The sequence below is a fragment of the uncultured Roseobacter sp. genome (assembly GCF_947491795.1).
GTDB lineage: Bacteria > Pseudomonadota > Alphaproteobacteria > Rhodobacterales > Rhodobacteraceae > Roseobacter.
This window is the reverse complement of the sequence record NZ_CANLKW010000003.1, coordinates 343,704-360,498: the sequence shown is the minus strand read 5'-3', so window position 1 is coordinate 360,498 and position 16,795 is coordinate 343,704. Positions and strand designations below refer to the sequence as shown.

Below are 16,795 nucleotides of genomic sequence, written 5' to 3'. Positions count from 1 at the left end.
GGTTGATGATGTTGAACGATACAATTGCACGCGTCACTGATCGTATTATCGCCCGCAGCGAGGGCCCGCGCGGTGATTATCTGAAACGAATGCAGGCAGCGCGCACCAAGGGGCCTGCCCGGGCACATCTGAGCTGCTCTGGCCAGGCGCATGCCTATGCGGGTGCCGGTGCGGATCAGGACGCTCTGGCGCATAAATCCGCAGGCAACCTCGGGATCGTTACGACTTACAACGATATGCTGTCTGCACATCAACCTTTTGAGCGGTATCCCGAACTTATCCGCGATGCCGCCCGCGAAGCCGGGGGCACGGCACAGGTGGCAGGTGGTGTGCCTGCGATGTGTGATGGCGTCACCCAGGGTGAGCCCGGTATGGAGCTCAGCCTTTTTTCGCGCGATGTGATCGCAATGGCGACGGCCGTTGCCATGAGCCACAACACATTTGACGCCGCCGTCTATCTCGGCGTCTGCGACAAGATCGTTCCCGGGCTGGTGATCGCCGCACAGACCTTTGGTCATGTGCCGACGATATTCCTGCCTGCGGGCCCGATGACGTCGGGGCTGTCAAACGAAGAGAAAAGCCAGGTTCGTCAAAAATTTGCCGCCGGAGAAGTCGGGCGCGAAGAGCTTATGAAGGCGGAAATGGGGGCGTATCACGGCCCCGGCACCTGCACTTTTTACGGCACGGCAAACACCAACCAGATGCTTATGGAGTTCATGGGGCTGCACCTGCCGGGCACAAGTTTTGTGACACCCAACACCGGTCTGCGTGACGCGCTGACCAAAGAGGGCGCCCGCCGTGCACTGGCGATGTCCGATCTTGGCAATGACTATACACCTGTCTGCGATGTGCTGGACGAAAAGGCCTTTGTGAACGGAATCGTCGGGCTGAATGCGACAGGTGGGTCGACAAATCTGCTCATTCATCTGGTCGCCATGGCGCGGGCAGGTGGGATTATCCTGGACTGGGCCGATTTCTCTGAGATTTCAGAAGTGACGCCACTGCTGGCGCGTGTTTACCCCAACGGTCTTGCGGACGTGAACCATTTTCATGCCGCAGGCGGTCTGGGGTATATGATCCACGAGTTGCTGGGGGCAGGGCTGGTACATGCCGACACGACGACAGTCGCGGGCGGCGGGCTTGAGCTTTACACCCAGGAACCCAAGCTGCGCGACGGCAAGGCCGTCTGGGAAGCGGGCACAACAAAAAGCCTGAACGAAAAAATCGTGCGACCCGCCGCCGACCCGTTCCAGGCGACCGGAGGCCTCAAACGCCTTTCGGGTTCTCTGGGCAACGCGGTGATGAAAGTTTCTGCGGTCAAGCCGGAACATCAGATCATCGAGGCACCTGTGCGCGTGTTCAGCGATCAGGAAGCCGTCAAGGCGGCCTGCCGGGCGCAGGAGATTACAGCCGACACTGTGGTTGTCGTCCGTTTTCAGGGGCCAAAAGCCAACGGTATGCCGGAACTCCACAGTCTGACACCGCTGCTCAAGAACCTGCAGGCCAGGGGTCTGAACGTGGCGCTGGTAACTGACGGCCGTATGTCGGGCGCTTCAGGCTCTGTCCCGGCGGCTATTCATGTCAGCCCGGAAGCACTGGATGGCGGTGCCATCTGCAAACTGCAGGATGGCGATATTGTGCGGGTGGATGCGGTTGCCGGAACCCTGGATATTCTGACCGAAAACGTGATGGACAGAGAGCCGGCAACCGCTGACCTGTCCGGTAACGCGTTCGGCCTGGGGCGAGAGTTATTCCGTAATTTCCGTCGCGAAGTCGGCACCGCCGACACCGGCGCCTGCGTGTTTTTTTAAAGGACCTGAAACGATGATGACTCCTGAACAAGCAAGCCTGCGAGCCCGTGAAATCTGTGGTCTGGCACCGATTGTGCCCGTGCTGGTCGTAAAGGACGCATCAACAGCGCTGCCACTGGCCGAAGCCCTGGTCGCAGGCGGTCTGCCTGCGCTTGAGGTCACACTCCGCACGCCCGCAGCACTGGATGCTATCGCAGCAATGGCGCAGGTGCCCGGCGGTGTTGTCGGTGCAGGGACGCTTGTCACCCCCCGGGACGTGGTCGCGGCCAAGGCTGCAGGCGCCACCTTTGGCGTGTCACCGGGCGCGACGGACGCGCTGATTGCCGCCTGCGAAGAGCACGAACTGCCGTTGCTTGCCGGGGCTGCGACAGCCTCAGAAGCCATGCGGATGCTGGAGCGCGGCTATGATGTGCTGAAGTTTTTCCCTGCCGAGGCCTCGGGCGGCGCGCCTGCCCTCAAGGCAATCGGCGCTCCACTGCCGCAGATATCCTTTTGTCCGACAGGCGGTGTCAGCCCGTCAAACGCAATGGATTATCTTTCACTGCCAAATGTTATCTGCGCAGGCGGCAGCTGGGTCGCACCCTCTGACAAGGTCGCCGCAGGTGACTGGGCGGGGATTGAAGCGCTGGCCAGTGAGGCCTCTGCGCTGGGTCGCTGAGCCGCACCAGGATTGACGCAGGCCCCTGCGGTCTGAATAACAGTCAGAACAGGAATTCGGATACCGATATGATTTTGTGTTGCGGAGAAGCACTCATTGACATGATCCCGTCGCCCACAACCGGCGGTGATACCGGATTTGTGCCACACGCAGGGGGCGCGGTTTTCAATACGGCAATCGCGCTCGGTCGGCTGGGCGTGAAGCCCGGGTTTCTGACCGGGCTCTCGCGGGATCTTTTCGGCGAAGTTCTTGGGACTGCTTTGTCGGAAAGCGACGTGGATTTCAGCCAGTCTGTTCTGTCCGATCTGCCAACAACGCTGGCCTTTGTGCGCCTGACAAACGGCCACGCAACCTACACTTTTTATGACGAAAACACCGCCGGACGCAGCCTGTCACCCGACAACCTGCCCGCGTTGCCAGATAATGTGGAAACGCTGTATTTCGGGGGTATCAGCCTGATCAGCGAACCCTGCGCTGACTTTTATGCAGGCCTTGCGCTGCGCGAGGCGGACCGCCGCGCCATCGTTATGGACCCAAACATCCGCGCTGGATTTATCCGCGACGAGGCCCGCTACAGGGCCCGTCTGGACAAGATGATTGCGCGTACAGACGTTTTGAAGGTTTCGGATGAGGATCTGGAATGGATCCTGCCCGGGCCCGGACCAATCGGTGAAAAAGCGCAGGCCATCCAGCAAAAAGGCCCTTCTGTGGTCATTGTCACGCGCGGTGGCGAGGGCGCATCGGCATGGGTTGCGGATGGCAGTCACGTGGACGTCGCTGCCCGCAAGGTCCAGGTGGCCGATACCGTGGGGGCAGGGGATACGTTCAATGCGGGCGTGCTTGAAGCCCTGAACGCCCGCGGGCTGCTGAACCGCGCAGGAATTTCAAAGATTACAGAGGTGGATATGCGCGCCGCACTGAGCCGTGGCGCAGAGGTCGCGGCCATCACCGTGTCACGTGCCGGGGCGAACCCGCCCTGGGCGCATGAGCTTTCCGCCTTGGACCCGGCGTGACTTCGCTTTAGGGTCACGCTCCAGATACACGGGCTTATGCGGCCCAGATAACAGTAAAGAGATATTATGCCCGATCAGAGCATTCCTTCCGTTTCCGAGTTCAGCGCCGCCGTTCTGAGCCATCTTAAAACATCACTGGGCAAAGATGCCCCGCACGCGTCACGCTATGACTGGCGTGTCGCCATGTCACTGGCCCTGCGCGACATGGTTGTAGACCCGTGGTTCGAAAGCACTCGCCGCACGTATGAGGCGCGGGGAAAGCGTGTCTATTACCTGTCGATGGAATTTCTGATGGGCCGTCTGATCGAAGACGTCGCCGTCAATCTGCAAATGGAAGAGACTGCTGCTGCGGCAATGGCCGAACTGGGCCAGGACTATGCGGCTGTCGTTGCCGATGAGCCTGATGCCGCACTGGGCAACGGCGGGCTGGGGCGTCTGGCGGCCTGTTTCATGGACTCGCTGGCGACACTGGGCATCCCCGCATATGGCTATGGTATCCGCTATGAACACGGCCTGTTCGAGCAGCATTTCGACAAAGGACGCCAGATCGAAACAGCCGAAACATGGCTCGAACAGCGCCATGTCTGGGAGTTCGAGCGTCCGGAAGTGACCTATCCCATTCACTTTGGCGGGCGGGTCACAACCGAGGCAGGCAAAACGGTCTGGCACCCTGGCGAGACGGTTATTGCTTCGGCCTATGATACACCGGTGGTCGGCTGGAAAGCCAGCTGGGCCAATACGCTGAGGCTCTGGGCCGCACGGCCTGATATCAACTTCGATCTCGAGAGCTTTAATCGGGGCGACTACCTGGCAGCCAGCGCGCCCGAGGCGCTCGCACGCACGATCAGCCGGGTGCTTTATCCGGACGATACGACAGAGATTGGCAAGGAGCTGCGCCTCAAGCAGGAGTACTTCTTTACCTCGGCTTCCCTGCAGGACCTTATCCGCCGCTATCTGAGTGAAGAGGGCGATCTGGAAGCGCTTGCCGATCATGTGGCCATCCAGCTGAATGATACACACCCCGCAATCGCAGGGCCGGAACTGGTGCGCATCCTTGTCGATATGCACGGCTTCGAGGTATCGAAAGCGATTAGAACGGCAAGAAACTGCCTCGCTTATACCAACCACACGCTTTTACCAGAAGCGCTTGAGCGCTGGCCCGAGGACCTGTTTGCCCGTGTCCTGCCCAGACATCACCGCATCATTCAGCTGATCGAAGCTGCACATTTTGCCGAAGCCGGAGACACCGTGCGGATCTTTGAGCATGGTGAGGTCAAAATGGGTGAACTTGCCTTTGTTATGGCACACCGGGTCAATGGCGTTTCCGCGCTGCACTCTGATCTGGTCAAGGAAACCGTTTTTGCTGATCTGAACGCCGCCTATCCGGGGCGTATCATCAACCAGACCAACGGCATCACCCCGCGGCGCTGGTTGTATTCCTGCAACGCACCGCTGCGGAACCTGATCAACAATACAATCGGCACCGGCTGGCCGGACGATCTGGAGCAGTTACAGGGTCTGAACGCACATCTGGACGACAATGCGTTTCTGGACCGTTTTCAGCAGGCAAAGGATGCAAACAAATCCCGTCTTGCGGCCTGGTTGCACGACAGGGACGGCGTCACCCTGAATACCGACGCCATGTTCGATGTGCAGATCAAGCGTATACACGAATACAAACGCCAGCTGATGAACCTGCTGGAAACCGTGGCATTGTGGAATGATATCCGGGACAATCCGTCTGCGGACTGGACGCCGCGCGTCAAAATCTTCGGTGGCAAGGCGGCCCCCGGTTACGTGGTGGCAAAGGAAATCATTCACCTGATCAATGACGTGGCCACTGTGATCAACAATGATCCGGTTACGCGCGACCTGTTGCAGGTGGTTTATCCGGAAAACTACAACGTCTCGATGGCCGAACTGCTTATTCCTGCCACGGACCTGAGCGAGCAGATATCGACAGCCGGGAAAGAGGCCTCTGGCACGGGCAACATGAAATTTGCCCTGAACGGCGCGCCGACCATCGGTACGCTGGATGGCGCAAATGTGGAGATCCGCGAATGTGTGGGGGCGGAAAACTTCTTTCTTTTCGGCCTGACCGCAGCCCAGGTGGCCGAGCGCCGTTTGGTGCCAGGCTATGCCGCGCAGGCAGTTGCTGCCAGCCCACGGCTTAAGCGTGTACTGGAGCAGATCCGCAGCGGTGCCTTTTCGGGCGCTGACAAAAACCGCTACGCCGGTCTGGTGGATGGGCTTATGAACCACGACTATTTCCTCGTGACCTGTGATTTCGACAGCTACTACAGCACGCAGCGCAACGTTGACGCGGCATTCCGCGACAGACGTGCCTGGACGCGTCTGGCCGCACTGAATACCGCGCGTGTCGGCTGGTTCTCGTCTGACCGCACGATCAATGGATACGCCCGTGATATCTGGAACGTCCGTTCTCTCAGCGCTGGAGGTGGTCAGCGCCGCGACGTTGCCTGATTGCGCAATACTTTCCGAAAGGAGCTGGATCATTGACCCTGCCAGATAGTGACAGACATGATATTGCGGCCGGACGCCATGGCGATCCGTTTTCGGTTCTGGGCCTGCAGCAAGTCGACGGCCGCTTTGTGCTGCGCGCCTTTATTCCGGGCGCAGAAGCGATCGAAGCGGTCGATATCAAAACGGGCAGACGGATCGTCAGCCTGTCTCCCGTCAAGGATACTCCGGGCCTGTTCGAAGGAGTTGCCACACGGCGCAAAAAGCCCTTTGCCTACAGGTACCGCGTGACTGGAAACGGCCACACCTGGACAGAGGAAGATGCGTACCGGTTCGGACCTGTGATCGGTGACATGGATGAGCACCTGATCAACGAGGGGTCACACCGGCAGCTCTGGCGTATTCTGGGGGCTCATGTGATGATTCACGAGGGCGTCGCGGGTACGCATTTTGCGGTCTGGGCGCCCAACGCTTTGCGGGTTTCAGTTGTCGGCGACTTTAACCTCTGGGATGGGCGACGCCATGCGATGCGCCGCCGTGGCGCGACCGGTGTCTGGGAGATTTTTGTGCCCGGCGCAGGCGATGGTGCTGTCTACAAGTATGAAATTCTGGATGCCGGTGGCAATCCGCTGCCACAAAAGGCAGACCCCTTTGGCTTTGGCGCTGAACATCCACCGCGCACGGGTTCGGTTGTGCGCAGCATCCGTGGGTATGACTGGTCTGATGCAGACTGGATGTCGTCACGGGCTGACCTGCAGCGGCATGACAAACCCGTTTCTGTCTACGAGGTGCATCTGGGATCCTGGCGTCGGGTGCCTGAAGACGGCAACCGGCCCCTGAGCTACCGCGAGCATGCCGAGCAGCTTGTCAGCTATGCGAGTGACCTGGGGTTCACCCACATTGAGCTGATGCCTGTCTCAGAGTTTCCGTTTGACGGATCATGGGGATATCAGCCTGTCGGGCTCTATGCGCCGACGATCCGCCATGGCACGGCAGACGAATTCCGCGCATTTGTCGAAGCCTGTCATGCTGCCGGTCTGGGGCTGATCCTGGACTGGGTGCCAGGGCACTTTCCCGAGGATGCACATGGGCTGGGGCAGTTTGACGGCACGCATCTTTATGAACACGCGGACCGCAAAGAAGGGTTTCACCCGGACTGGAACACGCTTGTGTTCAACTACGGCCGGGCCGAGGTCAGCAATTATCTGACGGCCAATGCGCTTTACTGGCTCCAGGAGCATCATGTTGACGGGCTTCGCGTGGATGCCGTGGCGTCAATGCTTTACCGGGATTATTCGCGCAAAGAAGGCGAATGGGTGCCGAACAAAGACGGTGGCCGGGAAAATTATGAGGCCATCAGCTTTTTGCAGAACATGAACATTCAGGCCTATGGCGAGGTGCCCGGGATCATGACGGTGGCCGAGGAATCCACCGCCTTTCCTGGTGTCAGCGCGCCGGCCGACCAGGGCGGTCTGGGCTTTGGCTTCAAGTGGAACATGGGCTGGATGAATGACACGCTCAGCTATATGGCCGAGGACCCCATTCACCGCAAATACCATCATTCCAAGATGACTTTCGGGCTGCACTACGCATTTTCCGAGAATTTCGTGCTGCCGCTGAGCCATGACGAAGTGGTGCATGGCAAGGGTTCATTGCTCGACAAAATGCCGGGAAATGGCGACGAAAAGTTTGCCAATCTGCGGGCGTATTACGGCTTTATGTGGGGGCACCCGGGTAAAAAGCTGCTCTTTATGGGCGGCGAGTTTGCCCAGGGCACAGAATGGAACCACGACAGCAGTCTGGACTGGCATCTGCTCGAGCACAGTCAGCACCACGGTATGCAGTCACTCGTACGGGATCTGAACGGGCTCTACCGGGCGTGCCCTGCGCTTTATCAGCGCGATGCGTCACCTGAGGGTTTTGAGTGGATAGAAGAGAACAATGCCGAGGAATCGGTGTTTTCCTGGCTGCGCCGGGGAGAGGGTGACACGCCACCGGTTCTTGTGGTGTCCAACATGACACCTGTCACCAGAACAAATTATCTTGTCGGCGTGCCGGAACCTGGCGTGTGGCTTGAGCGTTTGAACACGAACGCTACTGTGTATGGTGGTGATGGAAATGGAAATATGGGGAGTGTCCGGACGCAGGAACGCGAGGTGGCGGGGAGGCCACATGCGCTCAGTCTGACATTGCCTGCGCTGACAACGCTGTTTTTTGTACCCGAACGCGACTGAGCGACGGGTCAAAAGGGGAGCGGCAACAAAGAAGGGGAGGACGACGAATGAACAGGGAATCGCAACGACTTGCACAGCAGACCATGGCCTTTGTTCTGGCAGGCGGAAGGGGCAGCAGGCTTTATGAGCTTACCGACAGACGCGCGAAACCGGCCATGTATTTCGGTGGCAAAAGCCGGATCATCGACTTCCCTTTGTCCAATGCTGTGAATTCAGGCATCCGCCGTATCGGTGTCGCCACACAGTATAAAGCGCATTCGCTGATCCGCCATCTTCAGCGCGGTTGGAGCTTCTTTCGCGCAGAACGTAATGAATCGCTCGATATCCTGCCGGCCTCCCAGCAGATGAACGATGAAAACTGGTACAAGGGCACCGCAGATGCCGTCGCGCAGAACCGTGACATCATCGAAGGGTATGGTCCAAAGTACATCATCATTCTCGCAGGCGACCACATCTACAAACAGGACTACTCGGAGATGATCCGCCACCATGTGCAAAGCGGTGCGGATGTCACTGTGGGCTGTATAGAAGTGCCGCGGATGGAGGCAACGGGCTTTGGTGTCATGAAGGTTGATACCGAAGACCGCATTCTTGATTTTGTTGAAAAGCCCAAAGACCCGCCACCGATGCCCGGCAACCCGGACGAGGCCCTGGCCAGCATGGGCATTTACGTATTCGAGACGGCTTATCTCTTCCGTATCATGGAAGAATGCGCCGCAGAAGAAGGATACAACCACGATTTTGGTGGCGATGTAATTCCGAAAATCGTGCGCGAAGGCAAAGCCGTGGCGCATCCGTTCAGCCGCTCCTGTGTCCGCACGGACCGCGAAGACGGCTCATACTGGCGTGATGTGGGTACGGTGGATGCCTTCTGGCAGGCCAATATCGACCTGACTGACTTCGAGCCGGATCTGGATCTCTATGATACCGAGTGGCCGATCTGGACGTATTCCGAACTCGTGCCACCGGCCAAATTCATCCACAACGAAGAGGGCCGCCGGGGCCACGCCGTATCGTCCATGGTCTCGGGTGGTTGTATCATCTCAGGGTCGCAGCTTGACCGGTGTTTTCTGTTCACGGGCGTGCGGACGCATTCCTATTCAGAACTGCGCGGTGTGGTGGCAATGCCCTATGCCGAGATCAAGCGGAATGCACGTCTGACCAATGTGGTGATCGACCGCGGTGTGACGATCCCGGAGGGGCTGGTGGTCGGCGAAGACCCGGAAGCGGACGCAAAACGGTTCCGGCGCACAGACAACGGCATCTGTCTGATCACACAGCCGATGATCGATAAACTGGACGCCTGACAGTATGAAGATACTCTTTGTCGCCTCTGAGTGCGCGCCGTTTGTAAAAACCGGCGGACTTGCCGATGTGATCGGCGCCGTGCCAAAGGCGCTGGCACAGTCAGGCATTCAGGCCCGCGTGATGCTGCCGGCCTATCCGGCACTCAAAGCGCTGGTCGCGGGCGCGGCAGAGGTCTGGCATGCAGAAAAACTGATGGGTGGGCCGGCGCGGCTGCTGGCCTGCACATCAGAAGGCATTGATCTGCTGCTGCTGGACGCACCGCATCTTTATGACAGAGAGGGTTCGATCTATCTGGGCCCGGATGGAAAAGACTGGACGGATAACGCGGAGCGTTTTGCAGCTTTGTCCTGTGTTGCGGCGGCCGTCGGAATCGGTGCACTGAAAAAATGGAAGCCGGATCTTGTGCACATGCATGACTGGCAGGCGGGGCTTGTCCCGGCCTACATGCGCCAGAAGTCCGGCACACCGCCTCCGACGGTGATGACGATCCACAACATCGCCTTCCAGGGGCTGTTCCCCCCGGCGATGATGAAAAAGCTTGGCCTGGAAAAGCGCCACTACTCCCGGGACGGTGCTGAATTCTGGGGCCACCTGGGATTTCTCAAGGCGGGTCTGGCGATGGCAGACCGGATCACGACCGTGAGCCCCACCTATGCCAGAGAGCTCATGCTGCCGGAGTTCGGCATGGGGCTGGAAGGGTTGATGCGGTACCGCCGCGACGATCTGCTGGGCATTCTAAACGGGATCGACACGGATGTCTGGGATCCGGCCACAGATCCGCATATTGCCAAACCTTTTTCAGCGCGCGCCATGGGCGGCAAGAAAGCCAGCAAAAAGGCATTGCTCAAAAGGTTTGGGCTGTCTCCTGGCAAGGGGCCGCTCTTTTGTGTGATCAGCAGGCTGACCACGCAAAAAGGACTGGATCTGCTGTTGGAGGCCGTACCCTACCTTGTGGCACGGGGCGCGCGCCTTGCTTTGCTGGGCAGCGGCGACAAAGAGCTGGAAACCGGATTTGTGGCGGCAGCACATGCGCACCCCGGGACAGTGGGCGTGGTCACCGGCTACGACGAGCCGCTGTCCCACCTGATGCAGGCAGGCAGTGACGCTATTCTGATCCCCTCCCGGTTCGAGCCCTGCGGGCTGACACAGCTTTATGGCCTGCGATACGGCACACTGCCGGTTGTCGCGCGGACCGGCGGGCTGGCCGATACTGTGATTGATGCGAACGAGGCGGCACTGACCGCCGGTGTTGCAACGGGTGTGCAGTTTGCGCCCGTCACCACAGCGGCACTGGAAGACGCCATTGCCCGGACCTGCGATCTGTTTGCGCAGCCCAAAGTCTGGACGGGCATGATGCGCCGCGCGATGAAACACCCTGTGGGCTGGGACAGCGCGGCACAGGAGTACATGGCACTCTACCGCAGTCTAGCTGACCCTGCGACCTGACGGACAAAAGAACATGTCATTTGATATCACGCAGGGCAGCCCGCATCCGATGGGCGCCACGCTCCAGGGCGACGGGGTCAATTTTGCTGTGTTCTCGGCCAATGCGCACAGGGTGGAGCTGTGCCTCTTCTCACCCGATGGTGCACGCGAAGAACAACGGCTGACGCTTCCGGAACGCAGCGGGGACATCTGGCATGGGTTTCTGCCCGGGCTGCGGCCTGGCGCGCTCTATGGCTACCGCGTTTACGGACCTTATGCTCCGCTGGAGGGGCACAGGTTCAACCCCCATAAACTGCTGATGGACCCGTACACCCGCGAGCTGCGGGGGGCCTGGCGTAACGGCCCCGGACTGTTGGGATACAAAAAGACCGCGCGGGAGGAGGATCTTTCCTTTGACACGGTGGATTCCGCGCCGCTTGTCCCAAAATCCGTGGTTTCGGAACCTGAGCTTTTCCTGCCGGGCGAGCCGCGCCTGAACACACCCTGGGAGGATACACTGATCTATGAGGCCCATGCAAAAGGGCTTACGCAGCGCCATCCGGGCGTGCCTGAGGCGCTGCGCGGCACCTACGAGGGGCTGGCATCCGACGCGGTGATTGACCATCTGCACAGGCTGGGTGTGACCGCCGTGGAGCTGTTGCCCGTCCATGCGTTTCTGAACGACGCATTCCTGCTGGAAAAGGGCCTGACCAACTACTGGGGTTACAATACCGTTGGTTTTTTTGCGCCCGAGCCCAGGTATTTCGGGCCCGCCGGTCTGGCAGGGTTCCGGGACATGATAAAACGGTTTCACGCCGCTGGCATCGAGGTGATCCTTGATGTCGTCTACAACCACACCGCCGAAGGTGATCAGCGCGGGCCGACGATTTCTTTCCGCGGGCTGGACAATGCGTCCTACTATCGCCTGCATAAAGGCCGCGCGCGGTACTACGTCAATGACACGGGCACCGGCAACACCGTGAATGTCGCCCATCCGCATGTGCTGCGTCTTGTGATGGACAGCCTGCGGTTCTGGGCGGAAACGATGGGCGTTGACGGCTTCCGTTTTGATCTCGGTTCAACCCTCGCGCGCGAGGACCACGGATTTGATCCGCGGGGCGGTTTTTTTGATGCTCTGCGGCAGGATCCGGTTCTGGCGGGCGTCAAACTGATCGCGGAGCCATGGGATATTGGCCCGGGCGGCTATCAGCTGGGTGGCTTTCCCCCGCCCTTTGCCGAGTGGAATGACGCCTGGCGGGATACGGCGCGGCGCTTCTGGAAAGGGGACGCGCATTCAGGTCAGGAGCTTGGTGCTCGCCTCACAGGATCAGCTGACCGGTTTGACCACAGTGGCCGCAGGGCCTGGAGCTCGATCAATTTCCTCGCCGCCCACGATGGTTTCACACTGGCCGATATCACTGCTTATAACCAGCGGCACAACGCGGCGAACGGCGAAAACAACCGGGACGGCCACCACACCAATCATTCGGATAACTGCGGTGTCGAGGGGCCAACCGACAGTCCCGACATCGCAGCCCGCCGCCGCCGCCGTCAGCGCAATATGCTGGCCACTCTGTTCCTGTCCCAGGGGACGCCGATGCTGCTGGCGGGCGACGAGATCGGACATTCGCAGGGTGGTAACAACAATGCCTATTGTCAGGACAACGAAACCACCTGGCTGGACTGGGCGTCTGCGGATCCGGATATGACCGATTTCGTGGCCGGGCTGTCGGCGTTTCGACGCGCCCACCCTGCGCTGCGCCAGTCGCGTTTTCTGCACGGAGAAGCGCGCCCGGCGGATGGGGCCCGGGACGTTGTCTGGTACGATACAGACGGGCAGGAGCTGAACTGGTTCGATCCGGGGCTGTCGGCGATCTGTGTGACCTTTCGCGGCTCTGCAGAAGTATCTGAGGCGGCATCGCTCAACGATGCTGTGCATGTGGTGTTCATCAACGAACCTGGCCACACCGTGGTCACTCTGCCGGCGCTGCCGGGGGGATACCTCTGGCACACCGGCGTGAACACCGGCGCTTCGGACAGCTTCAGCGGCGAGGCCGTTGAGAGTGGAAAAGTAAGCGTGGACGGCCCCGCGGTGGTCGCTTTTTATGCAGTTCCCGGTGCCACTCAATGACGGCGGATGATCGTCTCTCTGCGCTTGCGGCAAAGGCGGGCATTTTCCCAAGGTTCCGGGATCTTGAACAACAGGTCCGTCCGACCAGCCCCGATACATACCGCGCTCTTCTGAGGGCCTGCGGGATTGCGGCAGGCACACCGGCAGAGGTGTCCGAAAGTCTGCAGGCACTGGAGGCGGAAGAAAAGTCCGCCTTGCTGGGGCGCGATGAATACGCCACCACAGGTGAGGCGACTGTTCTGACTGCCCGCCAGGAAGTGGCCTGGCATGTCTGCGCAGACACCACAGGCGAGGTCCTTGCCGCAGGACGATCCGAGGGTTGCCGGATAAGCCTGCCGCCACTGGTGTCGGGTGTGCATACCCTGCACCTGGACGCGGGCGGTGAAAAACAGTCTTTCAGTCTGATTGTCAGCCCCCGGCAAACCCCTTCACTGTCCGATCTGGGTGCGGGGCAGGAAACCTGGGGCATCGTTGCCGCACTCTACGGGCTGCATTCCGAGGAAAACGCCGGGCCGGGCGACTACAGTGATCTCGCAGAACTGGCGCGCACGGCGGGGCGTTCGGGCGCGGGTTTTCTGGGCATCAACCCGGTGCATGCGCTGGGATGGTCGGATAATTCAACGATCAGCCCCTATTCGCCGTCCCATCGCGGTTTTCTGCACACCGGACATATCGCAGTACCAGGCAGGCACCGGTCCTGTTCGCCTGGCCCGCTGATTGATTACGCAACGCACCGACCGTTGCATGATGCATCGCTCGCCGCAGCATTTGACCTCTTCGGGACATCACGTACCACCGCTGAGGAACGGAGTTTCGACGCATTTTGCAGGAACGGCGGGAAGCCTTTACTGGATTTTGCACGGTTTGAGACGCTGAGCGAAACTCATGGGGCCGACTGGCGTGTCTGGCCGGACCATCTGCGCATACCGCAGGCCAGTGCGCCGGGTGCGCCGGATGACCGGATACGGTTTCATCTGTGGCTTCAGTGGATGGCAGACGCACAGCTGCGCGCCGCGCAATCGGCGGGGCTATCTGCGGGCATGCCTGTCGGACTGTATCTCGATCTTGCTGTTGGCGCGCGTCTGGGGGGGGCCGAAGCCTGGGGCGCACAGGCCTCTCAGGCACAAGGGGTCTCCATCGGTGCACCACCGGATCATCTGAGCCCCGCAGGGCAGAACTGGCAACTGACCGGATATGCCCCCGTGAAACTGCGCGCGCAGCAATATGCGCCGTTTCGCCAGGTGCTGGCGCAGTCCATGCGGCATTGTGGTCTTTTGCGCATCGATCATGCGCTGGGTATGAATCGCAGCTACTGGATCCCCGATGACGGCACTCCGGGGGGCTACATCCGCCAGCCTTTCCGATCTCTGATGGCAGTGATCGCCATCGAGGCCGAGCGCGCAGGCACAGCCATTGTCGGCGAGGATCTGGGTCTTGTACCGACCGGTTTTCGCAATGAAATGGCCGCCAGGGGCCTGTATGGCTATACCGTGCTGCAGTACGAAAAAACCCGCAACGGCAGGTTCCGGCGGCCTTCGCGCCTGCGGTCGCGGTCGCTGGCCTGCTTTGGGACCCATGACACACCGACCCTGCAGGGATACCGCGCGGGCGATGATATCCGCTGGTGGGAAAAGCTGGGGTGGATCTCGGGAGACGAGGTGGCCAAAGCAAAAACTGCACGCAAAAAAGATCTGGCGACACTGCCCGGTGGGGGCGGTGGCACGGCTGCGCAGGGAGATAGCTTCAGAGACGGCGTGCACCGTGCGCTGTCGCGCAGCGCTGCGGCACTGGTTGCGGTACAGCTGGATGATGTGCTCAATGTAACGGATGCACAGAACCTGCCGGGCACAATATCGGAACATCCCAACTGGCAAAGACGTTATCCTGCCAGGGTCGAGGAGCTCGCGGGCAACCCGGGCCTGAAACGAACCGCGCAGATCATGGCCCGGGCGGGCAGGTCTGCAGGACACAAAGACAGCAGAAAGGAAACCGGATGCAAATCGTAACCGTTTCAAAAGGACCGTTTGACGGGCAGAAACCAGGCACGTCAGGACTGCGCAAAAAGACCCGTGTCTTCATGGAGCCCGGGTATCTGGAGTGTTTCGTGCAGTCGGTTTTCAATGCCATCGGCGGGGCGCAGGGCAAAAGCTTTGTGGTTGGCGGCGACGGGCGTTTCTTTAACAAAGATGCCATTCAGACCATTCTGCGTATGGCTGCGGCCAATGGCGCAGCCCGTGTGATCGTCGGGCAGGGCGGTCTTTTGTCGACGCCGGCTGTATCGAACCTGATCCGACAGCGCGGCACAGATGGCGGCCTTGTTTTATCCGCCAGTCACAATCCCGGCGGCATCGATGCGGATTTCGGGATCAAGTACAATATTGCCAATGGCGGCCCTGCACCCGAGAACATCACCGCGGGGATTTTTGAGCAGACCCAGACGATCACGTCCTATGCGACGCTGGACACAGCAGATGCAGACCTGGGATCGACCGGCACGGCGCAGATTGGCGATATGGAGGTCGAGATCGTTGATCCTGTGACCGACTATCAGGCGCTGATGGAGACGCTGTTCGATTTTGACAAAATCAAAGCGCTGTTCGCATCCGGCTTCACCATGCGGTTTGATGCCATGCATGCCGTGACGGGACCCTATGCCAAAGCCATTCTGCAAGAACGTCTGGGCGCGCCGGAAGGCACGGTGATCAACGCCGTTCCCAGCGAAGATTTTGGCAAAGGTCATCCCGATCCGAACCCGGTCTGGGCCAAAACCCTGATGGATGAGATGATGTCGGACACCGCGCCCGATTTTGGTGCTGCATCTGACGGTGACGGGGATCGCAACATGATTGTCGGGCGCGGCGTCTACGTGACCCCGTCAGACAGCCTGGCACTGCTGGCAGCAAACGCGCATCTGGCGCCGGGGTATAAGGGCGGCCTTGCCGGTGTGGCGCGCTCTATGCCGACCAGTGGTGCGAGCGACCGGGTTGCCGAAAAGCTGGGGATCAACAGTTTTGAGACACCGACCGGCTGGAAGTTTTTTGGCAATCTGCTTGATGCGGGCAAGGCCACACTCTGCGGCGAGGAAAGTGCCGGCACCGGGTCCGATCACGTACGGGAAAAAGATGGCCTCTGGGCTGTTCTGCTCTGGCTGAATATTCTGGCAGAGACAGGTAAATCAGTGGCAGAAATGCTGAACGATCACTGGGCGGAGTTCGGGCGCAATTACTACTCCCGGCACGACTATGAGGCGGTGCCGACCGAAGCGGCCAATGCCGTCATGGACCATGTCACGGGCCAGCTTTCCAGCCTGCCAGGGACCACGGCCGCAGGCGCAGAAGTCAGTTCAGCCGACAGCTTTTCCTATCACGACCCGGTGGATGGATCGGTCAGTGAAAACCAGGGGCTGCGCATCGGATTTGCCTCAGGCGGGCGCGCTGTTCTGCGGCTGTCAGGCACCGGTACAGAGGGTGCCACCCTGCGGGTCTATCTGGAGCAATACGCAGCGCCCGGCGAAGATCATGGTCTGGATGCGGAAACCGCTCTGTCTCAGGTGCGCGCCGCATTGCTGCAGATTGCTGATCTGCAGAACCTGATCGGGCGCGTGGATCCGGACGTTAAAACCTGATCCGCAGGCACCTGCCTCTTGACACGGCGGCTGGCTTTGAAAAGCATCCCGCGACATCGAAAAGGGAACGCCGCCGTGCCTGATAAGACCGGAAACTTTAAGAAATACC

10 protein-coding genes are annotated in these 16,795 nt (G+C 60.0%); all 10 read left to right on the top strand.

Translation table 11 applies throughout. The features are described from left to right. The first annotated feature begins 8 nt into the window (after positions 1-8). The 10 genes from edd to Q1A34_RS13545 all read left to right on the top strand — a co-directional run bounded on the left by edd (position 9) and on the right by Q1A34_RS13545 (position 16,686). Positions 9-1,811, top strand: coding sequence for a phosphogluconate dehydratase (gene edd, locus Q1A34_RS13590; protein ID WP_300034980.1), 1,803 nt, complete (start codon positions 9-11; stop codon positions 1,809-1,811). A gap of 16 nt (positions 1,812-1,827) precedes the next feature. Continuing rightward, a complete protein-coding gene (gene eda / locus Q1A34_RS13585; RefSeq protein WP_300036671.1) occupies positions 1,828-2,469 on the top strand; it encodes a bifunctional 4-hydroxy-2-oxoglutarate aldolase/2-dehydro-3-deoxy-phosphogluconate aldolase in 642 nt (213 codons plus the stop codon). A 68-nt stretch (positions 2,470-2,537) separates the two neighbouring features. Next, on the top strand, positions 2,538-3,482 hold the full coding sequence (locus Q1A34_RS13580; RefSeq protein WP_300034977.1) for a carbohydrate kinase: 945 nt from the start codon (positions 2,538-2,540) through the stop codon (positions 3,480-3,482). Positions 3,483-3,548: 66 nt separating this feature from the next. Further along, complete coding sequence (locus tag Q1A34_RS13575; protein ID WP_300034974.1) at positions 3,549-5,966, top strand: glycogen/starch/alpha-glucan phosphorylase; 2,418 nt, start codon at positions 3,549-3,551, stop codon at positions 5,964-5,966. 32 nt (positions 5,967-5,998) lie between these two features. Next, positions 5,999-8,197: a 1,4-alpha-glucan branching protein GlgB gene (gene glgB / locus Q1A34_RS13570; RefSeq protein ID WP_300034969.1), complete on the top strand. Its 2,199-nt coding sequence runs from the start codon at positions 5,999-6,001 to the stop codon at positions 8,195-8,197. A 47-nt stretch (positions 8,198-8,244) separates the two neighbouring features. Beyond that, the gene (glgC, locus tag Q1A34_RS13565; protein ID WP_300034966.1) at positions 8,245-9,504 is read left to right on the top strand and encodes a glucose-1-phosphate adenylyltransferase; all 1,260 of its coding nucleotides are present in this window, start codon (positions 8,245-8,247) and stop codon (positions 9,502-9,504) included. Positions 9,505-9,508: 4 nt separating this feature from the next. Continuing rightward, positions 9,509-10,951, top strand: coding sequence for a glycogen synthase GlgA (gene glgA, locus Q1A34_RS13560; RefSeq protein WP_300034963.1), 1,443 nt, complete (start codon positions 9,509-9,511; stop codon positions 10,949-10,951). A 13-nt stretch (positions 10,952-10,964) separates the two neighbouring features. Further along, positions 10,965-13,061 (top strand): glycogen debranching protein GlgX, encoded by a 2,097-nt coding sequence (gene glgX, locus Q1A34_RS13555; protein WP_300034960.1) that lies wholly within the window; start codon positions 10,965-10,967, stop codon positions 13,059-13,061. Continuing rightward, a complete protein-coding gene (malQ, locus tag Q1A34_RS13550) occupies positions 13,058-15,067 on the top strand; it encodes a 4-alpha-glucanotransferase (protein ID WP_300034957.1) in 2,010 nt (669 codons plus the stop codon). The genes glgX and malQ overlap by 4 nt, the downstream gene beginning before the upstream one ends. Continuing rightward, entirely contained in the window at positions 15,055-16,686 is a 1,632-nt protein-coding gene (locus Q1A34_RS13545) for an alpha-D-glucose phosphate-specific phosphoglucomutase (protein ID WP_300034955.1), read from the top strand. The genes malQ and Q1A34_RS13545 overlap by 13 nt, the downstream gene beginning before the upstream one ends. Positions 16,687-16,795: the final 109 nt, after the last annotated feature.

Coding starts and splice junctions, on each gene's coding strand:
- edd (WP_300034980.1), top strand. CDS start 9: ATGTTGAACGATACAATTGCACGCGTCACTGATCGTATTATCGCCCGC.
- eda (WP_300036671.1), top strand. CDS start 1,828: ATGACTCCTGAACAAGCAAGCCTGCGAGCCCGTGAAATCTGTGGTCTG.
- Q1A34_RS13580 (WP_300034977.1), top strand. CDS start 2,538: ATGATTTTGTGTTGCGGAGAAGCACTCATTGACATGATCCCGTCGCCC.
- Q1A34_RS13575 (WP_300034974.1), top strand. CDS start 3,549: ATGCCCGATCAGAGCATTCCTTCCGTTTCCGAGTTCAGCGCCGCCGTT.
- glgC (WP_300034966.1), top strand. CDS start 8,245: ATGAACAGGGAATCGCAACGACTTGCACAGCAGACCATGGCCTTTGTT.
- glgA (WP_300034963.1), top strand. CDS start 9,509: ATGAAGATACTCTTTGTCGCCTCTGAGTGCGCGCCGTTTGTAAAAACC.
- glgX (WP_300034960.1), top strand. CDS start 10,965: ATGTCATTTGATATCACGCAGGGCAGCCCGCATCCGATGGGCGCCACG.
- malQ (WP_300034957.1), top strand. CDS start 13,058: ATGACGGCGGATGATCGTCTCTCTGCGCTTGCGGCAAAGGCGGGCATT.
- Q1A34_RS13545 (WP_300034955.1), top strand. CDS start 15,055: ATGCAAATCGTAACCGTTTCAAAAGGACCGTTTGACGGGCAGAAACCA.